Source organism: Proteocatella sp. QWL-06 (assembly GCF_058684135.1).
Map to the genome: position 1 here is coordinate 1,611,376 of NZ_CM178755.1, position 20,962 is coordinate 1,632,337.

18 protein-coding genes are annotated in these 20,962 nt (G+C 42.1%); 6 read left to right on the forward strand and 12 right to left on the reverse strand.

Features of this window, described 5'->3' with window-relative positions; all coding sequences use genetic code 11:
- Positions 1–7: 7 nt before the first annotated feature.
- The 11 genes from mreD to rpoN form a co-directional block, all read right to left on the reverse strand.
- Positions 8–484: a rod shape-determining protein MreD gene (mreD, locus tag AC4PGZ_RS07615; protein WP_492158037.1), complete on the reverse strand. Its 477-nt coding sequence runs from the start codon at positions 482–484 to the stop codon at positions 8–10.
- A gap of 17 nt (positions 485–501) precedes the next feature.
- On the reverse strand, positions 502–1,356 hold the full coding sequence (gene mreC / locus AC4PGZ_RS07620; RefSeq protein ID WP_492158038.1) for a rod shape-determining protein MreC: 855 nt from the start codon (positions 1,354–1,356) through the stop codon (positions 502–504).
- Between the two features lie 21 nt (positions 1,357–1,377).
- Entirely contained in the window at positions 1,378–2,061 is a 684-nt protein-coding gene (gene radC, locus AC4PGZ_RS07625; protein ID WP_492158039.1) for a RadC family protein, read from the reverse strand.
- Between the two features lie 171 nt (positions 2,062–2,232).
- Positions 2,233–3,519 carry a phosphopyruvate hydratase gene (gene eno, locus AC4PGZ_RS07630; RefSeq protein WP_492158040.1) on the reverse strand — a complete coding sequence of 429 codons (1,287 nt, stop codon included), beginning with the start codon at positions 3,517–3,519 and terminating at the stop codon, positions 2,233–2,235.
- A 14-nt stretch (positions 3,520–3,533) separates the two neighbouring features.
- Positions 3,534–5,054 carry a 2,3-bisphosphoglycerate-independent phosphoglycerate mutase gene (gene gpmI / locus AC4PGZ_RS07635; RefSeq protein WP_492158041.1) on the reverse strand — a complete coding sequence of 507 codons (1,521 nt, stop codon included), beginning with the start codon at positions 5,052–5,054 and terminating at the stop codon, positions 3,534–3,536.
- Positions 5,055–5,065: 11 nt separating this feature from the next.
- The gene (tpiA, locus tag AC4PGZ_RS07640) at positions 5,066–5,812 is read right to left on the reverse strand and encodes a triose-phosphate isomerase (protein WP_492158042.1); all 747 of its coding nucleotides are present in this window, start codon (positions 5,810–5,812) and stop codon (positions 5,066–5,068) included.
- Between the two features lie 24 nt (positions 5,813–5,836).
- The gene (locus AC4PGZ_RS07645; RefSeq protein ID WP_492158043.1) at positions 5,837–7,039 is read right to left on the reverse strand and encodes a phosphoglycerate kinase; all 1,203 of its coding nucleotides are present in this window, start codon (positions 7,037–7,039) and stop codon (positions 5,837–5,839) included.
- 13 nt (positions 7,040–7,052) lie between these two features.
- Positions 7,053–8,060: a type I glyceraldehyde-3-phosphate dehydrogenase gene (gap, locus tag AC4PGZ_RS07650; RefSeq protein ID WP_492158044.1), complete on the reverse strand. Its 1,008-nt coding sequence runs from the start codon at positions 8,058–8,060 to the stop codon at positions 7,053–7,055.
- A 57-nt stretch (positions 8,061–8,117) separates the two neighbouring features.
- On the reverse strand, positions 8,118–9,149 hold the full coding sequence (locus AC4PGZ_RS07655; protein ID WP_492158045.1) for a sugar-binding transcriptional regulator: 1,032 nt from the start codon (positions 9,147–9,149) through the stop codon (positions 8,118–8,120).
- Between the two features lie 235 nt (positions 9,150–9,384).
- Entirely contained in the window at positions 9,385–10,392 is a 1,008-nt protein-coding gene (gene gap, locus AC4PGZ_RS07660; protein WP_492158046.1) for a type I glyceraldehyde-3-phosphate dehydrogenase, read from the reverse strand.
- A gap of 204 nt (positions 10,393–10,596) precedes the next feature.
- On the reverse strand, positions 10,597–11,946 hold the full coding sequence (rpoN, locus tag AC4PGZ_RS07665) for an RNA polymerase factor sigma-54 (protein WP_492158047.1): 1,350 nt from the start codon (positions 11,944–11,946) through the stop codon (positions 10,597–10,599).
- Positions 11,947–12,132: 186 nt separating this feature from the next.
- Between rpoN and AC4PGZ_RS07670 the strand changes: the two genes are divergently transcribed.
- From AC4PGZ_RS07670 to AC4PGZ_RS07680, 3 genes are read left to right on the forward strand one after another with little or no spacing between them, the layout of a single operon-like run.
- On the forward strand, positions 12,133–13,410 hold the full coding sequence (locus AC4PGZ_RS07670) for a hypothetical protein (RefSeq protein WP_492158048.1): 1,278 nt from the start codon (positions 12,133–12,135) through the stop codon (positions 13,408–13,410).
- A complete protein-coding gene (locus AC4PGZ_RS07675) occupies positions 13,410–14,078 on the forward strand; it encodes a DUF6320 domain-containing protein (protein ID WP_492158049.1) in 669 nt (222 codons plus the stop codon). The genes AC4PGZ_RS07670 and AC4PGZ_RS07675 overlap by 1 nt, the downstream gene beginning before the upstream one ends.
- 22 nt (positions 14,079–14,100) lie before the next feature.
- On the forward strand, positions 14,101–15,348 hold the full coding sequence (locus AC4PGZ_RS07680; protein ID WP_492158050.1) for an alanyl-tRNA editing protein: 1,248 nt from the start codon (positions 14,101–14,103) through the stop codon (positions 15,346–15,348).
- Between the two features lie 81 nt (positions 15,349–15,429).
- Here the strand turns inward: AC4PGZ_RS07680 and AC4PGZ_RS07685 are convergent, their stop codons facing one another.
- Positions 15,430–16,803 (reverse strand): sigma-54 interaction domain-containing protein, encoded by a 1,374-nt coding sequence (locus AC4PGZ_RS07685; protein WP_492158051.1) that lies wholly within the window; start codon positions 16,801–16,803, stop codon positions 15,430–15,432.
- 233 nt (positions 16,804–17,036) lie between these two features.
- Here AC4PGZ_RS07685 and rocF point away from each other — a divergent pair, with 233 nt between their 5' ends.
- The 3 genes from rocF (at position 17,037) to nrdG (ending at position 20,959) form a co-directional block, all read left to right on the forward strand.
- Entirely contained in the window at positions 17,037–17,948 is a 912-nt protein-coding gene (gene rocF, locus AC4PGZ_RS07690) for an arginase (RefSeq protein ID WP_492158052.1), read from the forward strand.
- A 174-nt stretch (positions 17,949–18,122) separates the two neighbouring features.
- Entirely contained in the window at positions 18,123–20,462 is a 2,340-nt protein-coding gene (locus tag AC4PGZ_RS07695; protein ID WP_492158053.1) for an anaerobic ribonucleoside triphosphate reductase, read from the forward strand.
- Positions 20,459–20,959 (forward strand): anaerobic ribonucleoside-triphosphate reductase activating protein, encoded by a 501-nt coding sequence (gene nrdG / locus AC4PGZ_RS07700; protein WP_492158054.1) that lies wholly within the window; start codon positions 20,459–20,461, stop codon positions 20,957–20,959. Before AC4PGZ_RS07695 ends, nrdG begins: the two co-directional genes overlap by 4 nt.
- Positions 20,960–20,962: the final 3 nt, after the last annotated feature.

Consider the following 20,962-nt stretch of genomic DNA (forward strand, 5'->3'; position numbering starts at 1 on the left):
CCAGAAATTATATTTTTTCAAAAGCGCTGCACGCTGGTTCATATATAAGGAGCCCGAATATGCAATTCAGAATGACTTTCTTTGCCATAAGTATCATGAATGCCGAAAAAGAAACACTGCTGAAGAAGATCTGAGACACTCCAGCCTGGACTGAAACCTGGATTATAGTTCCAAGCGCTATCATTACTGAAGGATACAAATATCTGTACTCAAATATCTTATCTTTTGTGAATCTTATCACAACTGCTACTACGCAGAATATAATGATATTGGCACCAAAGCGCAGCCCTATCAGTATATCCTTTATGAATCCCAGTGCAGCGGCTACTATGAAATTTGACTTTGCATCGGTATTTCTGCTCAGTATTACAATGTATACCAGAAGCAGATCCGGCGTCGCTCCAAATATTGGAAACTTGTTGGCGACTGCTATCTCTGCAATGAGGATGAGCAGTCCCGCTAATATATATAGAATATTTTTCATTTTACTCTCTTTGCATGTTAATTCATTTTTCGGGTTTTAATTATCATTACCTTGTTAAGATCCGTAAAGTTCGTATACGGCTTGATCTTTACATACTTCAAAAGATTGGTGGTATCTTCTACTATGTCGTATACCTCTCCAATCTCTATTCCCGCAGGATATATCCCCATCCCTGAGGTAATTATTATGTCACCTATCAGGACTTCCTTGTCTGTCTCATAGCAGTATGCCTTGAGCAGGCCCTGCTCCATATCCTCAAACACCTTTGAGTTCAGGTTCTGGCTTGCTATTCCTGTTATGCTTTCATCTCTTGCCACTCTGAAGCTGACAGCCATTTTTGAATCAAGTATGGACACTGCCTTGCTGTAGTTTTCATATGCGACTTCGACTACTCCGGCAAGCCCGCTTCCACTCAGTATGAGGCTGCCTTCTGTTATGCCGTCTTTTTTTCCTGCAGAAATAAGAAACGAAGAATAGAATCCGTTTCCATCTTTTGATATTATATCCGCAGTGACGTATTCATCATATATCTCTTCTTCCTTGAGCTTGAGCATCTTCTTGAGTTCATTGAGTTCTCTCAGCTCTTCCTTGCTTATCACGTTTTCAATGAGTTCTTTTCGGAGCTTGCTGTTTGTTTCTTCCAGCTCCTTTATCCTGTTCTTGTCTTCATCATGTATATATTTTTCATCAACAAATTCACTCGCCGAGTCAGTAATGCCTGATACCTGACCGGTCACAGGAGAGATCACCTTGTGTATCAGTGAGTTCCCTGAAATCTCATTGATAACTAGCACTGCGCTTAGTATCACTGCAATGCCTGCGGCCCCGTATAATATCCCCTTGTTCTTTGTAAACTTGAATTTAAATTTCATCTTCTGCCCTTTCAGTCCAGCTTATATGTACTGCATTTCCTTGAAGCTGCAATACTTTCCATCTCCTATTATTATATGATCTATAAGCTCTATTCCGAGGAGCCTGCCAGACTCCTGTATTCTTTTTGTTATTTTGTGATCCTCATGGCTTGGCGTTGGGTCGCCGGAAGGGTGATTGTGCACGAGTATAATGCTGTTGGCGCTTCTTTTTATTGCTTCGAGAAATACTTCTCTCGGATGAACTATTGAAGCATTAAGTGAACCCTCTGAAACCATTACATCGGTTATGATATTATTTTTTGTATCGAGAAGCAGCAGCTTTACTATTTCTCTGCTCTTGTATCTCATCTCTTCCATAAAAATATCAGCTATCGATTCTGGCGATTTTATGCTGAATTTTTCGCGGCTTTCAAGCTTTGATATTCTCCTTGCCAGCTCTATCGCCGCAAATATAGTAGTTGCCTTTGCGGGTCCGATTCCCTTTATTTTCTGAAGGGATGTGATATCTGCATGTACAAGTCCTCTTATTCCAACGGTATGCCTGAGTACATTTTCAGCAAGCCCAATGGCTGAGAGATCTCTGTTTCCAGTGTTTATTAGAATTGCAAGAAGCTCCTCATTGGTAAGCCTGTCTATGCCTTCTGAAGCCATTTTCTCTCTGGGTCTGCTGCTTACTTCAATGTCCTTAATTTTTACTTTTTCCAAAACAGTTACCTCCCTGTGAATACTGTTTTAACAAAAATCGTACATCCAAGCATGTAGTTTAATTATATCATAATTTCTCTATATTACAACAAAAAGCATAGCAGCTGAAAGCTCTATAAACAAAAACAGCCTGGCCCTTTTCTGAGCCAGTGCTGTCTTTTGATATTCATATTATCCGATGTTGTAGAATGCATCCATTCCTTTGTAAACTGATATTCCCTCAAGATCGTCTTCTATTCTTATAAGCTGGTTGTATTTTGCCACCCTGTCAGTTCTTGATGGAGCTCCAGTCTTGATCTGACCTGCATTTGTAGCTACAACAAGATCTGCTATTGTAGTGTCTTCAGTTTCTCCTGATCTGTGGGATACTATCGCAGTATATCCTGCAAGCTTTGCCATCTCTATCGCATCAAGAGTCTCTGTTATCGTTCCTATCTGGTTCAGCTTTATAAGGATTGAGTTTGCGATTTCTTTTTCAATTCCCTGTGCAAGCTTCTGAGTGTTTGTTACGAACAGGTCGTCTCCAACTATCTGTATCTTGCTTCCCAGCTTTTCTGTCATGAGCTTGAATCCATCCCAGTCGTTTTCATCAAGTCCGTCTTCTATAGAAACTATAGGATATTTTGCGCAAAGCTCTTCGTAGAACTCTACCATCTGTGCTGAAGTAAGCTCTTTTCCTTCGCCCTCAAGCACATACATTGCTTTTTCCTTTGAGTAGAATGATGATGCCGCTGCGTCCATTGCGATTCTCACTTCTTCACCTGGCTTGTATCCTGCTTTTGTTATCGCTTCCACGATTACCTGAAGCGCCTCTTCGTTTGAAGTAAGGTTTGGCGCAAATCCGCCCTCATCACCCACTGCAGTATTGAGGCCTTTTGCGCTCAGTACAGCCTTAAGCGCATGGAATATCTCTGCGCCCATTCTGAGAGCTTCTTTCCATGAACCTGCGCCAACAGGCATTACCATGAATTCCTGTATGTCTACGTTGTTGTCTGCGTGCTGTCCGCCATTTATTATGTTCATCATAGGTACTGGAAGCGTCTTTGCGTTGACTCCTCCAAGGTATCTGTAAAGAGGCATTCCAAGCTCCTCAGCCGCAGCCTTTGCTACCGCCATGGATACTCCAAGTATGGCATTTGCTCCAAGATTTCCCTTGTTGTCTGTTCCGTCAAGCTCTATCATCATCTGGTCTATTCCAACCTGATCGAAAACATTCATGTCTTCAAGCTCCGGCGCTATTATATCATTTACATTTGAAACTGCCTTGAGAACTCCTTTTCCAAGATATCTTGATTTGTCCTTGTCTCTCAGTTCTACCGCTTCATATTCTCCTGTCGATGCTCCTGATGGAACTGCAGCTCTTCCTACAACTCCGCTGTCAAGAGTAACTTCTACCTCTACCGTTGGATTTCCTCTTGAATCAAGTATTTCTCTTGCGTATACATCTGTAATAAACATAATTTTCCTCCCGATTATCTTATAATTAATGATGTTCCTGTCATTTCTTCAGGTTTGTCCAATTCTAATATATCCAGAATCGTTGGTGACAAATCACATAGTTTTCCGTCTTCTCTTAATTTTGCCTCAGCATCGTCATCGTTTACATATATCAGCGGCACTCTGTTTGTGGTATGAGCTGTGAACGGACTTCCATCCGGCTCTGACATCTGCTCTGCATTTCCATGGTCTGCAGTTATCAGCGCAGCCCCACCCAGATCGAGTATTTTGGAAACTATCTTTCCAAGACATTCATCCACTGTTTCAACAGCCTTTACTGCAGCCTCGAATACTCCTGTATGTCCAACCATGTCGCAGTTTGCGAAATTGAGCACTATCACATCCTTAGGGTCGTTCTCAAGATCCTCAAGCAGCCTGTCAGTAACTTCATATGCTGACATTTCAGGCTTGAGGTCATAGGTTGCGACCTTTGGAGAATTTACGAGTATCCTGGACTCATTCTCATATACTTCCTCTCTTCCTCCGTTGAAGAAGAATGTAACATGGGCGTATTTTTCTGTTTCTGCGATCCTCAGCTGAGTGAGGCCTTTCTTTGAAAGATATTCTCCCATTGTATTTGTAAGAGTCTGAGGCTTGTAGGCTATAGACACATTGCTGAATCGTGCATCATACTGTGTCATGGTGATGTAAAGAGTATCGATCTTCTCTCTTTCGAAGCCGTCGAAGCTGTCCTCTGTTATTGCATTCGTGAGCTCTCTTGCCCTGTCAGGCCTGAAATTGAAGAATATCACGCTGTCCTTGTCTTTCAGTCCTTCATAGTTCTCAAGCACAACCACTGGTTCTACGAATTCATCTGTTTTGTCATTTTTGTAAGACTCTTCCATAGCCTTCTGAGATGATTCTGCATGCGGCGCCTGAGCTCTTACTACAGCATCGTAAGCCTTCTGCACTCTGTCCCATCTGTTGTCTCTGTCCATGGCATAGTATCTTCCGCTTATTGTCGCTATCTTTCCTGTGCCTTTTTCTGTCATGAAGTCTTCGAGCTCCTTAATGAAGCCTGATCCTGATCTTGGAGGAGTGTCTCTTCCATCCATGAAGCAGTGCACGTATACATCCTTTACGCCGTATCTGTGCGCCATCTCTATAAGGCCCTTGAGGTGGTCGATATGCGAATGGACTCCTCCGTCGGAAACCAGTCCCATGAGATGGAGCGCTCTGTTATCCCTGGCATTTTCCATAGCTCTCACAAGCTCTTCATTTTCGAAAAAATCGCCATCCTTTATCGCCTTGGTTATCCTCGTAAGCTCCTGATATACTATTCTTCCGGCACCTATGTTGAGATGTCCCACCTCTGAATTTCCCATCTGTCCTTCAGGAAGCCCTACGTCAAACCCGCTTGCGCCAAGGCTGGATACGGGATATTTTGAATAAAGGCTGTCAAAATTAGGTTTTTTAGCGTATTTTACCGCGTTGCCGTCGACTTTTTCTATAAGTGCAAATCCATCCAGTATTATTAATGCTACCGGTTTTTTCATAAGCTCTCTCCTTAGAATTTTATAAGCTTAAGGTAATCTTCTGCTACAAGAGAAGCTCCTCCTACAAGGGCTCCGTCTATGTCAGACTGAGACATTATCTCCTTGATGTTTCCTGGCTTTACAGATCCGCCATACTGAATTCTTATTCTCTGAGAAGTATCTTCGCCATATATCTTTGAAAGCTTTTCTCTTATCTGCATACATGCCTCATTTGCCTGAGCGCTTGTTGCAGTCTTTCCTGTTCCTATCGCCCAGATCGGCTCATATGCTATCACCGTCTTTAATGCTTCTTCAGGTGAAACTGTAACAAGTGCTGCTTCAATCTGCTCAGTAATGACTTTTCCAGTCACTCCCTGCTCTCTCTGCTCAAGAGATTCTCCTACGCATATTATAGGTGTAAGTCCTGTGCTCAGTGCTTTTTTTACCTTGAGATTTACAGTTTCATCTGTTTCATTGAAATACTGCCTTCTTTCAGAGTGTCCTACTATAACATACTCCGCTCCTGTTTCAAGAAGCATCTTCGCAGATACCTCGCCTGTAAATGCTCCCTCATCTTCGTAGTGAAAATTCTGGGCTCCAAGCTTGATATTTGTTCCTTTAAGTGCAGCTTTCAGATCTTTTATTATAGTAAATGGCGCACATATTACCGCTTCAACGTTTTCTGTATCACTGTCGTTTTTAACTGCATCTGCGAATTCCAGAGCCTCCGCGATTGTCTTGTACATCTTCCAGTTTCCTGCTATTATTGGTTTTCTCATCAAAAGCCTCCTTATTTTAGGGTTCTATTTAGAGTCAAGAGATACTATGCCAGGGAGTTCTTTTCCCTCAAGAAATTCGAGCGATGCGCCTCCTCCTGTTGATACGTGAGTCATCTTTTCTCCAAATCCAAGCTGATTGACTGCCGCAGCCGAGTCTCCTCCGCCTATTACAGTCACGGCATCCTCAAGCTCTGCCATGTTTTTTGCAATGGCGAGCGTTCCCTGAGCAAATTTCTCAAATTCGAACACTCCCATCGGGCCGTTCCATATTATAGTCGCAGATGATCTTACCTTCTCCACATAAAGCTCTACAGTCTTTGGTCCTATGTCTAGTCCCATATGTCCTTGTGGTATATTCTGATCCTGAGTGACAACGGCCTCTGCATCTGCTGCAAATCTGTCAGCCGCTACATTGTCCACAGGAAGAAGCATGGTAACGCCCTTCTGCTTTGCTTTTTCAATCATTTCTGCTGCATATTCCACTTTTTCTTCTTCAACAAGCGATGTTCCGATTTCATAGCCCTGAGCCTTGAGGAATGTATATGCCATGCCTCCGCCTATTATAAGCGTGTCCACCTTGTCAAGCAGCTTTTCTATCACGGCTATCTTGTCAGATACCTTTGCTCCTCCAAGTATTGCAGTGAAAGGTCTCTTTGGATTTTCAACTGCTTCTCCAAGGAATTTGAGTTCCTTCTGTATGAGGTATCCGCAGACTCTTGCCTGCATGAATTCTCCAGCGCCCACTGTAGAGCAGTGCGCTCTGTGTGCCGTTCCGAATGCATCGTTTACGAATATGTCTGCAAGTGATGCAAGCTCTCTTGAAAAAGACTCTTCGTTTTTTGTCTCTTCTTTTCTGAACCTTGTATTTTCAAGAAGGACTATGTCTCCGTCCTTCATTTCATTTATGACTTCTTTTGCTATGTCTCCTGAAACCTGAGGATCTGCTGCAAATCTCACTTCTTTTCCCAGAAGCTCAGAGAGCTTTTTCGCTACGGGCTCCAGTGAAAATGCCGCCTCATAGCCGTTTTTCGGCTTTCCGAGATGTGAGCACAGTATCACTCTTGCATTATTGTCAGAAAGATACTTTATAGTCGGAAGCGCTCCATATATCCTGTTAAGGTCTGTTATTTCTCCGTCCCTCAGCGGCACGTTGAAATCGCATCTTACAAGAGTCTTCTTTCCCGTTACATTAATGTCCTCTATGGACTTCTTATTTAGCATAGACATAGTTTTCCTCCACTTATTCAGTAAGCGATGCGAAATGTCTCAGTGTTCTTATGAGCTGATTAGTATATGACATTTCGTTATCATACCATGATACTACCTTTATAAGCTGCTCTCCGTTTACTTCCATTACCTTTGTCTGAGTCGAATCAAAAAGCGAACCGTAGCTCATGCCGATTATGTCCGAAGAAACAAGCTCCTCATCAGTGTATCCGAATGACTCGTTTGCTGAATCCTTCATTATCTGATTTATTTCCTCAACAGAGGTTTTCTTTTCCATTGTGCACACAAGTTCTGTAAGCGAACCAGTTATTACTGGAACTCTCTGAGCTGAACCATCAAGCTTTCCTTTAAGCTCCGGGATTACAAGACCTATAGCCTTTGCCGCGCCTGTTGAGTTTGGAACTATATTTGCCGCCGCCGCTCTGGCTCTTCTGAGGTCTCCCTTTGCATGCGGAGCATCAAGAGTGTTCTGGTCATTTGTGTATGCATGTATTGTAGTCATGAATCCTTTTGTTATACCAAATTTATCATTCAGTACTTTGGCCATAGGCGCAAGACAGTTTGTAGTACATGAAGCTCCGGATATCACAGTCTCTGTTCCATCGAGTATATCGTGGTTTACATTGTAAACTACAGTCTTGAGATCTCCTGTTGCAGGGGCTGAAATAACTACTTTTCTGGCTCCGGCTCTGATATGAGCTTCTGCCTTCTCTTTGTCAGTGAAGAAACCTGTACATTCAAGTACCACATCTATTCCAAGCTCTCCCCACGGAAGGTTTGCAGGATCTTTTTCTGCATAGACATTTATCTTCTGTCCGTTTACTATGAAGTCATTCTCTTCAACAACTATTTCGCCGTTGAATCTTCCCTGTGCAGAGTCATATCTGAAAAGATGAGCAAGTGTTTTTGAGTTCGTAAGGTCGTTTATCGCCACAACCTCAAATTTATCTGTCTGCTCGATCATTTTTCTAAGTGCAAGTCTTCCTATTCTACCAAATCCGTTTATCGCTACCTTTACCATTGTACTCTCTCCTTCTTAAGTAATCACATTTTTAATCACATTTTCAATTTTTAATTTTCAATCACATTTATCAAGCAAATCCATCAGCCTGAACGCAGCGCTTTCGTCTGTTATCAGAACCAGATTACTGTTGATTTTTGAAATCGACAGAATTGCCTCTGCCTTATTTCTTCCACCTGCCACACCGATTATGCTTTTCAGGTTTTTATACTGCTCCAGCTTTATTCCGACAGTTCCCGTCTCATACACTATCTCTCCACTTATGTCAAAATAGTGTCCGAAAGATTCTGATACAGCGCCTTTTCTTTTTATTTCCTGCCACTGATCATCAGAGGTACGTCTTCTTCTCGCCATGTCCTGCGCGTTTCCGATCCCAAAAACAAGATAGTCTATTTTCTGGATATCATCTACTACGCTCTTTATCTGAGGATCGCTGTACATATAACTCATAATGTCCTTATTGATATTGTCAGGTATGTGAAGAAGCTCATATCTAGCCATAAGTTTGCCTGCCAAGTTGGCAACTATATTGTTAGACTGTATTTCGAGCACTTCGCCAAGCCCTCCTCTTGCCGGAACAATCGTCATATCCGGAAACTCTCTTTTCTGCATCTGTTCAGAGAATTCAAACATCGTGTATCCACCAGTTATGCCTACAATGCTGTCAGGCCTTACTGTTGAAAGGAAATACCTTGAAGCTTCCTTGCCAAGTTCTTTTAAAGCTTCGCGGCTGCTTTCCACCGATGTCGCCACTATTATTACCTTACTGATTCCAAGCTTTTCAGCAAGGGTGACCTGCATAAGTGAAAGTCCTCTTATCTGAGATATATATTCTCCGAGGCTGTCCAGAATGACCTTTCCTGATGGCGTGACCATCATCCCTGTTGCGTCTATGGCAATCAGGCCTTCGTTCTTCAGAAAATCAACTTCGCTTCTGATGATTCTTTCTGAAATATTCATTTTTGATGCAAGCATTCGCCTGCCAATCGTCCCTGAAAGACTTATTTCATTTAATATAGAATATCTCTTTTCAAGAAGCACTAGCGCCTCTGGGACAATCTTACGTTGAATTTCCAGGAGATTATTCATATATTCCCCCCTTTATGAGTCATAAGTTCGAGATGGTGGGACATATTTTTGCCCACCTTCCATTTTGCGTCCCGCTTAATATTATAATACTCCATGCAGGATATTTTTTCAAGTTATTTTTGCATTTTCTGACAATTTGTATGTGATTGTTTTTAAACAAAAATAATCAGACCCCTACTTGGCAATTAGAGTCTGATTATTTTCAATGTGATTACTTAAGAGTTTTCCAGTATAACTAAATCATCTGACCGGCAAATCTTGCAACTCTGACAAGCTGAGATGCGTACGACATCTCATTGTCATACCATGCCACAACTTTTACGAGCTGATCATCACCAACCTGCAGGATCTTTGTCTGAGTTGCATCAAACAGGCTTCCGCATGTTATTCCTATTACATCCGATGATACTATCTCGTCTTCTGTATATCCAAATGAATCATCACTGGCATCTTTCATTGCAGAATTTATTTCTTCTACACTTGTCTTTTTATCAAGAACGCATACAAGCTCCGTAAGCGAACCAGTTATCACTGGCACTCTCTGAGCTGCTCCATCGAGCTTTCCATTCAGCTCTGGAATAACAAGGCCTATTGCCTTTGCAGCACCTGTTGAGTTTGGAACTATGTTTGCTGCAGCTGCCCTTGCTCTTCTCATGTCACCTTTTGGATGAGTTCCGTCAAGAGTGTTCTGATCGTTAGTATATGCGTGTATAGTAGTTATCAGTCCGCTTTTTATTCCGAATCTGTCGTTCATTACCTTAGCCACAGGAGCAAGGCAGTTGGTTGTGCATGACGCTCCCGAAATTATATTGTCTTCAGGAGTTATTATCTGATGATTAACACCGAAAACGACTGTTTTAAGATCTCCATTTGCGGGCGCTGATATTACTACCTTCTTCGCTCCGGCTCTAATGTGAGCCTCCGCCTGCTCTTTATCTGTGAATTTTCCAGTGCACTCAAGCACAAGATCTATTCCCATTTCCTTCCATGGCAGATTTTCAGGATCTCTCTCAGATATTATCTCTACAGTCCTGCCGTTTACAGAGAACTGCTTTTCTGAAAGCACTTCAACCTTTCCATCAAATCTTCCCTGAGATGAGTCATATTTAAGAAGATGCGCCAGAGTCTGTGCATCTCTTGTGCTGTTTATTACAGCAACCTCAAAATCATCTGTGTATCTGCTCATATTCCTGAGCGCAAGTCTTCCGATTCTTCCGAATCCATTGATCGCAACCTTTATCATTGCCCCTCCTGTATATAATGAATCATTAAATTATTCAGTGACCGGGACGCATTCCGCTCCCAGTTATTTATTATACACTACTTATTTTATTTTGCAACACTTTTTTGTTTTTTTCATCAAATAGGTTATACTTTTTAATTTCTGTGCTATATTCAAAAAAACCGGATACATGCATTTTATCTAAATGCAATGATCCGGTTTTTGCTAAATCTCTCTTCTGAGGCTTGATGTAAGTATCTGAAGCTCTTCTCTGTATTTCGTGACCGTCCTTCGGGAAACCTCTATTCCCTCATCGTTAAGTATATCACATATCTTCTGATCACTCAGGGGCTTCTTCTTGTTCTCGCCCTCGATTATGTCTTTTATCCTGTCTTTTATGTTTTTGTTTGAGATTGACAGCCCGTCTGACGTGCTTACTGATGTAGTGAAAAAATACCTGAATTCAAACAGACCTCTCGGGGTCATCATATATTTGCCGTTTACTGCTCTTGATACGGTGGATTCATGAAATCCCGTCATGTCAGCTATATCCTTGAGCTTCATGGGGATTATATGACTTTTGCCTTTTTCAAAAAACTCTATCTGGTTCTCAACGATCTTTATGGCAACCTTATGTATCGTGTTCTTTCTCTGCTCGATGTTTCTTATGAGATTAACAGCCTTGCCAAGCTTCTCTTTAATATACTTTTCGGTGTCTCTGTCCACATCTTCCTTGTGCTCAGAGAGCATCTTTCTGTAGAACTCGCTTACATAAAGATGCGGAAGCGTCGAATTACTTGTAACTTCCCAGCGGTCTCCTATTTTTTCAACATATACGTCAGGAAACACATATTCAGGCGAAAAGGAGGTAAACTCCCTTCCTGGCTTTGGATCCAGCGACTTTATTATCCGAAGGGCTTCTGCAAGCTCTTCTTCTTTAAGCTTGTATTTCTTCTGTATCAGCTGATATCTCTTTGCCGCTATATTCTCCAGCTCGTTTTCCACAAGCTTTATTACTATGTCATCCTTTGCATATGTCTTCTCAAGCTGAAGCAGCAGGCATTCCCTGAGATCTCTTGCGCATATCCCTGCCGGCTCTATGCTCTGTACTTTTTTAAGCACCCTCAGAAAAGTACCGCTCTCTGTGCCAAGTACAGCTGAGCTTTCTTCTATGTCTGCCGTAAAGTAACCGCTGTCATTGACTCTTTCGATTATGTAATATGCTATATCCTTCTCATACCCTTCAAGCCTCAGAGAGGATATCTCTTTTTCAAGGTAATCGTATATATTGACAGGCGCCTGAATGTAATTTTCAGGATTCGACTCATTATCTTCATCTTCATTATAGGATTTCGACTGATGGGTAACTACATTCTTCATATCATTTGCAAATTTCGACCAGTCTATTTCTTCTCTGGGCTCTACCTCCAGGACAGGGTTTTCTCTGATTTCTTCGGTTATCACGCTCTCTACTTCCTGGTTGTTCATATTGAGCAGCTCTATTGCCTGCTTCAGCTCTTTTGTCATCTGAAGCTTCTGAGTCTGCCTGACATCCATAGAGAAATTAATCTTCATATCAACTGCACCTCTGTTATCTTTAGTTAAAGACAGAAATTCATCTGTAATCATTATACTAATATATCATAAAATGCGACATTTTACCAAAAATTTCTTCGATTGCACCTGTTAATATTTCGCCTTTTTTCTTTTAATATAATAACATTTGTGATATCATTTATTTTATAAAAGAGGTGATAAAACTTGAATATAAATGAAGAACTATACTGGAGCAAGCTGGATAATACAGGCAAGATATATCCTGCTGTAAGCGACCTTGGGTCTACTAATGTTTTCAGGATGTCCGCGTATCTCTATGAAGATGTAAAGCCTGAAACACTAAAGATTGCTCTCAACAAAGCCCTCGAGGTCATGCCGATATTCAAGGTTAAGCTCAGAAGAGGACTTTTCTGGCCGTATTTTGAGATCAACTTTGACGAACCGATTATTTATGAGGAGAACTTCTATCCATGCAAGACTATCCTCAGAAAAGAAAACAATAACTTCCTTTTCAAGGTTTCCTATTTCAAAAATAAGATCAACCTTGAGGTTTTTCATGCCCTCGGTGACGGAGCAGGCATCCTCAAGTTCCTCCACCACATACTTTATTATTACCTGAAGGAGCTTTATCCGGACAGGATTTCAGATGATGCTGAAATATTCAGGACCAACGTGGCCTCTATAGCCATGGGTGAGGATGCGTTTGCAAAGCACAAAAACGCCGCCGACGTTAAGACAAACCTTAAAAACAGAAAGGCATATTCTATCCCGGGTACGCTGATGGACGGAAACAAGCTTAAGGTAATAATAGCCAAGATTCCTCTTGCTGATTTTCTCAAGGTAGTGAAATCAAAGAAAGTCACTGTATCCATATATCTGGTGGCTCTAGTGACATATGCGATCTACAGCGAGGAACTCAAGCGAGATACTCTCAAAAAGCCTATCACGGTATGCCTGCCTACGAACCTGAGAGTGTTTTTTGAGACATCTACTGTCAGGAATTTCTTTACTAATATATATCCTACCGTTGATTTTGAAAATGAAAACTATACATTTGACGATGTGCTTGATATTATCTCCGACGAGTTCAGAAAATATCTGGATAAGAACTATCTTGCCCAGAGAATAAGATATTTTTCCAATCTCGAAAAAAATCCACTCCTTCGCATAGTTCCCCTTCCGATAAAAAACTATGCCCTCAAGGGAGTATACAGGAGCAGCGAAAATACTCAGACGACCGTAATCTCGAGTCTTGGAAGAATAGAGTTCAACAACGGAATAGATGATTTCATAAAGGATCTTGAAATAATAATCAGCCCATCCTTCTCCAATCCACTCAAGACCCTCAATTTCTCTTACAAGGACACTTTCTATCTTGATTTTACTTCTCTCATAGAAGATACCGATGTAGTGAGATTTGTTATAAGGTTCCTTTCAAGACAGGGACTTGATGTTACTGTCTATACAAACGAGGTTGAATAATGAACTACTGTAAAGAATGCAATATAAAGATATCCGTCAGATCAGAGAAGTGTCCGATCTGCAGCGGAAGCATAAATAATATAGATTCCGAATTCATAGAGCCATATCCGAAGATAGAAATCGATTACAGGCACTTTAATTCAATAAGGCTCAGGATATACCTGTTCCTTGCGATAATAGTGTTCTTTTTCGTGATTTCAGTAAAATTTTTAACTGAAACTGACCTGACTTATTTATTTCTGTCCACAAGCGTCTTCGGATATATCTGGTTTAATATATACACCATTCACAAAGCTCTCAAAAACGTAGGCTACTTCATTCTCAAGCAGATGCTTTTCCTGTCAGGGATAACCCTGCTGATAGACTACTCTACGGGATACAGGGGATGGTCTGTAAATTATGCCATACCGCTCATCATAATTCTTGCAATTTCATCGATATCGGCAATTGCCATGTTTAAGCCCATGCAATTTAGGGAATACTTTGTATATCAGATAACCACATCGGTGATAGGCGTTCTTTCGATATTGCTGGTGATTTTCAATCTGTCTACAGTAAGATGGACCCTTATATTCGCAGCCTTCTATTCCGCTCTCGTTATGCTCGGAATGATAATTTTTGCTGATAAAAAAGCAAAGCTCGAATTCAAAAAGAGATTCCATTTCTAAAATAATTTTACGAGGTTAAAGAATGTCAAAAACAATTAAACTTTATGAGAACAGCAGTTATATCTCAAAATTTAATGCCACAGTTACTGACTGCATTAAAGTTGAAGAGGATGACAGATTTCACGGAATCTACACATACAAGGCCGTGCTTGACAAGACGGCATTTTATCCGGAAGGCGGAGGGCAGCCTTCGGACAGAGGAAGCATTACTCTTATTCACAGATCTGCTTCCACTCACAATCCTGCGCTCAAGAACATTACTGTTTCAGCGGTAAACGAGACAAATGGAATAATATATCATTATATATCTGCCCCATTTTCTGCCGGCGACTCGGTAGAATGCAAAATCGACTGGGACTTCAGATTCATGCTCATGCAGCACCACACAGGAGAGCATATAGTATCCGGCCTCATAAACAGGCATTTCGGATTTAACAATGTGGGCTTTCATATGGGCGAGAATTATGTCACCGTAGATATCGACGGAAAGCTGACTCAGGAAGACCTCGATTTCATAGAAATCTCAGCTAATAATACCGTACAGAAGAACCTCGGAGTCAAGATCGACTGCCCTGTGCCGGAAGAGCTGGATGTACTCAATTACAGGAGCAAGAAGCAGATAGATGGAGATATAAGAATTGTGTCCGTTCCTGGAGCCGACATATGCGCATGCTGCGGAACCCACGTAAAGACAACCGGCGAGGTCGGAGTGATAAAATTCATCTCAAGCCAGAACTACAAGGGCGGCACAAGAATATATATGCTGTGCGGAAAAAGAGCTTTGCAGGACTACAATCATAAGAACAAGATTCTTTATGACATATCCGCTCAGCTTTCTACAAAGCCTGAGAATGCTCATGATGCAGTATCACAGCTTAAATCTGACAGAGACAGGCTGAAATTCGAAAACTCAATCCTGATGGATAGAATATTTGAACTCAGAGCTGCAGCAATCGATGCCAGCCTTGAAAAGATAATCCTATTCGAGGATGATCTGCTTCCTTCTGATCTCCTTAAATTTTCGTCCCATCTGACAAAAAACAGGCAGAATATAGTCTTTCTTTTCTCAGGCTGTGACGAAAAGGGATACAAATACCTCATCAGCAGCTCATCTCATAATATAAGGCCTGTCGCAGAAAGCTTTAACGAGATCTTCAGCGCCAAGGGCGGTGGAAAGGGCAACTGCATCCAGGGCACGGTAAAGGCGCTTAAATCAGATATAATGGAGTATCTTGAGCCTTATAATTTTGAGGTCTCTGAAGATATTTAAAGTTTAATTTTAGATGTTTTAATCAGAATAATATTGAAAAATCTGGGACCGCCATAGCAGCTCCAGATTTTTCTGCGCTTATTATTCAGATATTCCCAGTTTTTCCATCTTATAGTTGAGAGTCTGCCTCGTAAGATTAAGATTTCTTGCGGCCTCCGCCTTGCTCCTGCTGTTTTTGAGAGCGTCCCTTATGAGCCTGGTTTCAAATTCCCTTACCATATCCTCATATCCGACAACTTCTTCCCTGTCTGCATTGATTTCACATATATCCGTAACCAGATAATCAGGGATATCCTCTGCTGTGATTACGGCCTTCTCAGCGATGTTGAACGCGCTTTCAATGACGTTTCTCAGTTCTCTTACATTCCCCGGCCAGTCATGGCTGAGGAATATCTTTTCGACCTTCTCATCAAGCCCCTTTATCTTCATTTTCATAATGTCATTGTAAAAATGGATATAATAATCAGTCAGGAGCTTTATATCATTCTTCCTGTCCTTAAGCTCATTCAGCTTGAGCGATACAATGTTGAGCCTGTAGAAAAGGTCTTCTCGCAGCCTGTGATTTCTTATTGCTTCAAATGGATCCTCATTTATTGCTGCAATTATTCTTATGTCCGTGCTTATATTCTTGTGTCCGCCTATTCTCCTTATGCTTCTTTCCTCTATGGCTTTGAGGATCTTGCTCTGCACTGATATATCCATCGAATTTATCTCATCGAGAAATATGGTACCCCCGTCTGCAAGCTCAAAGAGCCCCTTGTTTGTTATGGCACCGGTAAAGCTTCCCTTCTCTGTTCCAAAAAGCGTGCTCTCAAGAAGATTTGCAGGTATAGCGGCACAGTTCTGAGATATGAATGGCTTGTCCGACCTGCTGCTCGCAAAGTGAATCGACTGAGCTACAATTTCTTTTCCCGTTCCCGTCTTCCCCTGTATCAGCACGTATGAGTCCGTCTTTGCTATCTTCCTTATCTTCTTTTTAATATTGAGCATGTAAGGGTCCTGAGTAACCAGGTTGTCTATGGTATAATTGTTTCTCCCCTCGCTCCTGACGCTCTTGTCTTCATCAGTCAGCAGTATGAACTCCTTGCTGAAATCAGATTCCACTACCTTCATGGCCACTGCCACTCCTACTATCTCATTGTCCTTGTATATAGGATATGAGCTGCTGTAGCCCTTTACCTTATCTCCCTTGTAGGTTATCAGATCTTCCTTGAAGAGTATCATGGGCTTTCCGGTCCTGAGCACCTGATAGACCTCGCTGCTCTGCTCATTAGAGGTCTTGAACACGTCAAATATGTGTTTTCCAGTTATCTCATCTGCCGTAAAGCTGTACATGTCCGGTATGAATATCTCGCAGTACCTGATGATTCCGTTCCTGTCTACAACTGATATCTCATCAAAAAAATTCCTTACCGCAAATATAGATGGTATAACCTTGTCAAATTTATCAAACATACATTCACTCCTTTTGTTCATTATATCAGAATATCGCAATTATCGCTCATTTTAATTACATAAAGCAAATATTTTTTTTACAAAATCTCAGAAAAACGTTTTCACAGCTGTGTAATGATTGAAAATACAGCATTCCAGTCTTGGCATGATATTTGCATATTATATACATATACAAAAGGAATATTTGCAGATTACAGTTAATCTGATTTTGAAAATTAATTCAGGAGGATTTTATGAGACCAGAAATAAACAACAGACTTTCGATAATAGGTGTGCCAATTGACCTTGGAGCAGGAACAAGAGGAGTTAATCTGGGTCCGGACGCAATCAGATATGCGGGACTTGAAAAAAGACTTGTGAACATAGGATATGAAATAGAAGACAGAGGAGACATCCCTGTAAACAGAAGAGAGGCCGTTACTGTAGAGGGGTCAAATCTCAAGCATCTGAACGTTGTAGCCGACGTGAACAGAAAGCTGTGTGAAGAAGTATCTGCTGCTATGAGCGAAGGAAATTTCCCACTGGTTATAGGCGGAGACCACAGCATAGCAATAGGAACCATATCAGGAGTGCTCCAGCACAAAAAGAATCTCGGTGTAATCTGGTTCGATGCTCATGGAGACATAAACACACCAGAAACAAGTCCATCAGGAAATATACACGGAATGCCTGTTGCAGTTCTTCTTGGAATGGGCGATGAATCGCTTACTTCAATCGGAGGAAAAGACAGCGTCCTTAAAAAAGAAAATATAGTATATATAGGCTCAAGAGACCTGGATTCAGGAGAGAGAAAAGCCATGAAGGAGCTTGGAATCAAGGTATTCACTATGTATGAGATAGATGACATGGGAATCAAGAAGGTAATGGAAGAGGCAATAAGAATCGCCGGAGAAGGTACTGACGGCATCCACGTAAGCTTCGACCTTGACGTACTCGACCCTGAGGTGGCACCTGGAACAGGAACAAAAGTTCCTGGAGGAATGGGCTACAGAGAAGCTCACTATGCACTTGAGCTTATAGCAAAAACAGAAAAGCTCGTAAGCGCTGAGTTCGTTGAAGTAAATCCACTTCTTGACCACGAGAACATGACAGCAAAGGCTACAGTTGCTCTTGCAGGATCCCTGCTTGGAGAATGGCTGATTTAAAACAGAATTAATTGAAATATATTTAGCCCCGGAAGAATTTCTTTTATAGAATTTTCTTCCGGATTTTTTTATCCTAATTACACTCAAACATATTGTATAAATCCAATATATAGTATATAATTCTAATCATTGAGAAATAACCACACCACATATTGTACCGAAAGGAATCAGGAAATGTTCCAGAAAATTGTAAAGAGAGATGGAAGGACCGTCGAATTTGATATCGAAAGAATAGCAACTGCAATATATAAATCTGCCGAGGCCGTAGGAGGTCAGAATCACAGAACAGCAATGAAGCTTGCTGAGGATGTAGCCAGCTATCTCGAAAAATCAAATGTAAGCCTGCCCAGCGTAGAGGAGATACAGGATGCTGTAGAAAAGATCCTGATTGAAACCGGACATGCAAAAACTGCCAAGGAATACATACTTTACCGGGCAGAACGCACAAGGATAAGGGAGAAGAACACAAGGCTCATGAAGATATACGAGGGCCTCACATTCAAGGATGCCAGCGAAAATGACACCAAAAGAGAAAATGCAAACATAGACGGCGACACCGCCATGGGTACTATGCTCAAATACGGCTCCGAGGGCGCAAAGCAGTTCTATACCATGCATGTGCTCAACCCACTGCATTCGAATGCTCACGAAAATGGAGATATACACATACATGACCTTGATTTTCTTACCCTCACTACCACATGCTGCCAGATAGACATCGAAAAGCTGTTTGCCGGAGGATTCTCAACAGGACACGGATTTTTGAGAGAGCCTAATGACATATCCAGCTACTCAGCACTTACCTGCATTGCGATTCAGTCCAATCAGAATGATCAGCACGGCGGCCAGAGCATCCCGAATTTTGACTATGCGCTCTCAAAGGGTGTTGCAAAAACATACGAGAGGCTCTACAGACAGAATCTGGAAAAAGCAGTAATGCTCATATGTGATCATGAGAATGCAGAGACTTTTTCAGAGAACATGATATCTGAGATTAGAAGCAGATACTCCCTTTCTCCGGTGCTGTCCTCAGATAACGGATACCAGGAAAAAGAGCTGGAATTCCTGAGTGAAAGCTTTGGGCCTCAAAAAGCTCAAAAGATACAGCAGTTCGTCATAAAGAAGGCACTTTCTGAAACCGAAAGATCCTGCTATCAGGCAATGGAAGCACTCGTTCACAACCTCAATACCATGCACAGCAGGGCCGGCGCTCAGATACCTTTCAGCTCTATAAACTACGGCATGGATACCTCAGACGAGGGAAGAATGATAATCAGAAATGTGCTCCTTGCCACTGAAAAAGGGCTCGGAAACGGTGAAACACCAATCTTCCCTATCCACATATTCAAGGTAAAGGAAGGCGTGAACTATAACCCTTCAGATCCAAACTACGATCTTTTCAGGCTTGCATGCAGGGTGAGCGCCAAGAGGCTGTTCCCTAACTTCTCATTTGTCGACGCTCCCTTCAATGCAAGGTTCTACAAAGGAACTCCTGAAACAGAAGCCGCATATATGGGATGCCGTACGAGGGTAATGGCAAATGAGAATGACCCTTCAAGAGAGATCGTGAGCGGCCGTGGAAACCTGAGCTTTACATCAGTGAACCTCCCGAGGATAGCGATAAAGAGCCAGGGAAACCTTGACTCCTTCTTTGAAGATCTTGACAGAAAGACAGATCTTGTCATAGAACAGCTCCTTGAAAGATTTGAAATCCAGTGCAGCAAGAAGGCAAAGAACTTTCCTTTCCTGATGGGCCAGGGAATATGGCTGGACAGCGATGACCTCAGACCTGAGGATTCCATAAGAGAGGTCCTCAGGCACGGTACCCTCACTGTAGGATTCATAGGGCTTGCAGAGGCGCTGAAGGCTCTTACGGGATATCACCACGGTGAATCGCAGGAAGCTCAGAAGCTTGGCCTTGAAATCATAGGAAGAATGAGAAAGAAAACCGATGAAGCTGCACAGAGATACAGGCTTAATTTCTCGCTCATAGCCACTCCTGCAGAAGGACTCTCCGGCCGATTCGTAAGGATGGACAGAAAGAAGTACGGAGAGATAAGCGGTGTCACAGACAGAGAATATTACACCAACTCATTCCATATACCTGTATATCATAATATAACAGCATTTGACAAGATAAGACTCGAAGCTCCTTATCACGAGCTCACTAACGGCGGCCATATAACATATGTTGAGATGGACGGCGATCCTTGTGGAAATCTCGAAGCATTTGAATCAGTAATAAAGGCCATGAAGGAAGCAGGAATCGGCTATGGCTCGGTAAACCATCCGGTTGACAGAGATCCGGCGTGCGGCTACACAGGTATAATCGGAGAATGCTGCCCTAAGTGCGGCAGAAGCGAATCAGCTGAAATCCCATTCGAAAGAATAAGAAGGATAACCGGATACCTGGTTGGAACCGTAGACCGGTTCAACGATGCAAAAAAAGCTGAGGAAAGCCAGAGAGTAAAGCATATGGATGCTTCTTCCCAGAGAATCATGGAGACTATATGAGAATCGCCGGAATAATAAGAGAATCAATTGTAGACGGTCCGGGAATGCGGTTTGTAATATTCGCTCAGGGCTGCCCTCATGGCTGCCCCGGATGCCACAATCCCCAGACCCATGACTTTGAAGGTGGATTTGATGCAGACGTAACCTCCATAATGGCCGAAATCGAAAAAAATCCCCTGCTCAGAGGTGTGACTTTTTCAGGCGGTGAACCCTTCAGCCAGGCAGGTGAATTTGCAGACCTTGCGAAGCAGCTCAAGACAAAGGGCCTTGATATCATGACCTACAGCGGCTATACATTTGAAGAGATCTCTCGCAGAGCACAGACCAGAAGCGACTGGAAAAGGCTGCTTGAGCACACAGACATACTTGCTGACGGCCCATTCATGGAAAGCATGAAGGATCTCACTCTCCGGTTCAGAGGCTCAAAAAACCAGAGGCTCATAGACGTTAATGAAACCATGAAAAACAACTTCATAACAGAATACAGATCTTTATAGAAA

Bases quoted from the DNA above. Each gene is read 5' to 3' on its own strand.
- mreD (WP_492158037.1), bottom strand. From the start codon at position 484: ATGAAAAATATTCTATATATATTAGCGGGACTGCTCATCCTCATTGCA.
- mreC (WP_492158038.1), bottom strand. From the start codon at position 1,356: ATGAAATTTAAATTCAAGTTTACAAAGAACAAGGGGATATTATACGGG.
- eno (WP_492158040.1), bottom strand. From the start codon at position 3,519: ATGTTTATTACAGATGTATACGCAAGAGAAATACTTGATTCAAGAGGA.
- gpmI (WP_492158041.1), bottom strand. From the start codon at position 5,054: ATGAAAAAACCGGTAGCATTAATAATACTGGATGGATTTGCACTTATA.
- tpiA (WP_492158042.1), bottom strand. From the start codon at position 5,812: ATGAGAAAACCAATAATAGCAGGAAACTGGAAGATGTACAAGACAATC.
- AC4PGZ_RS07645 (WP_492158043.1), bottom strand. From the start codon at position 7,039: ATGTCTATGCTAAATAAGAAGTCCATAGAGGACATTAATGTAACGGGA.
- gap (WP_492158044.1), bottom strand. From the start codon at position 8,060: ATGGTAAAGGTAGCGATAAACGGATTTGGTAGAATAGGAAGACTTGCA.
- AC4PGZ_RS07655 (WP_492158045.1), bottom strand. From the start codon at position 9,149: ATGAATAATCTCCTGGAAATTCAACGTAAGATTGTCCCAGAGGCGCTA.
- gap (WP_492158046.1), bottom strand. From the start codon at position 10,392: ATGATAAAGGTTGCGATCAATGGATTCGGAAGAATCGGAAGACTTGCG.
- rpoN (WP_492158047.1), bottom strand. From the start codon at position 11,946: ATGAAGATTAATTTCTCTATGGATGTCAGGCAGACTCAGAAGCTTCAG.
- AC4PGZ_RS07675 (WP_492158049.1), top strand. From the start codon at position 13,410: ATGAACTACTGTAAAGAATGCAATATAAAGATATCCGTCAGATCAGAG.
- AC4PGZ_RS07680 (WP_492158050.1), top strand. From the start codon at position 14,101: ATGTCAAAAACAATTAAACTTTATGAGAACAGCAGTTATATCTCAAAA.
- AC4PGZ_RS07685 (WP_492158051.1), bottom strand. From the start codon at position 16,803: ATGTTTGATAAATTTGACAAGGTTATACCATCTATATTTGCGGTAAGG.
- rocF (WP_492158052.1), top strand. From the start codon at position 17,037: ATGAGACCAGAAATAAACAACAGACTTTCGATAATAGGTGTGCCAATT.
- AC4PGZ_RS07695 (WP_492158053.1), top strand. From the start codon at position 18,123: ATGTTCCAGAAAATTGTAAAGAGAGATGGAAGGACCGTCGAATTTGAT.
- nrdG (WP_492158054.1), top strand. From the start codon at position 20,459: ATGAGAATCGCCGGAATAATAAGAGAATCAATTGTAGACGGTCCGGGA.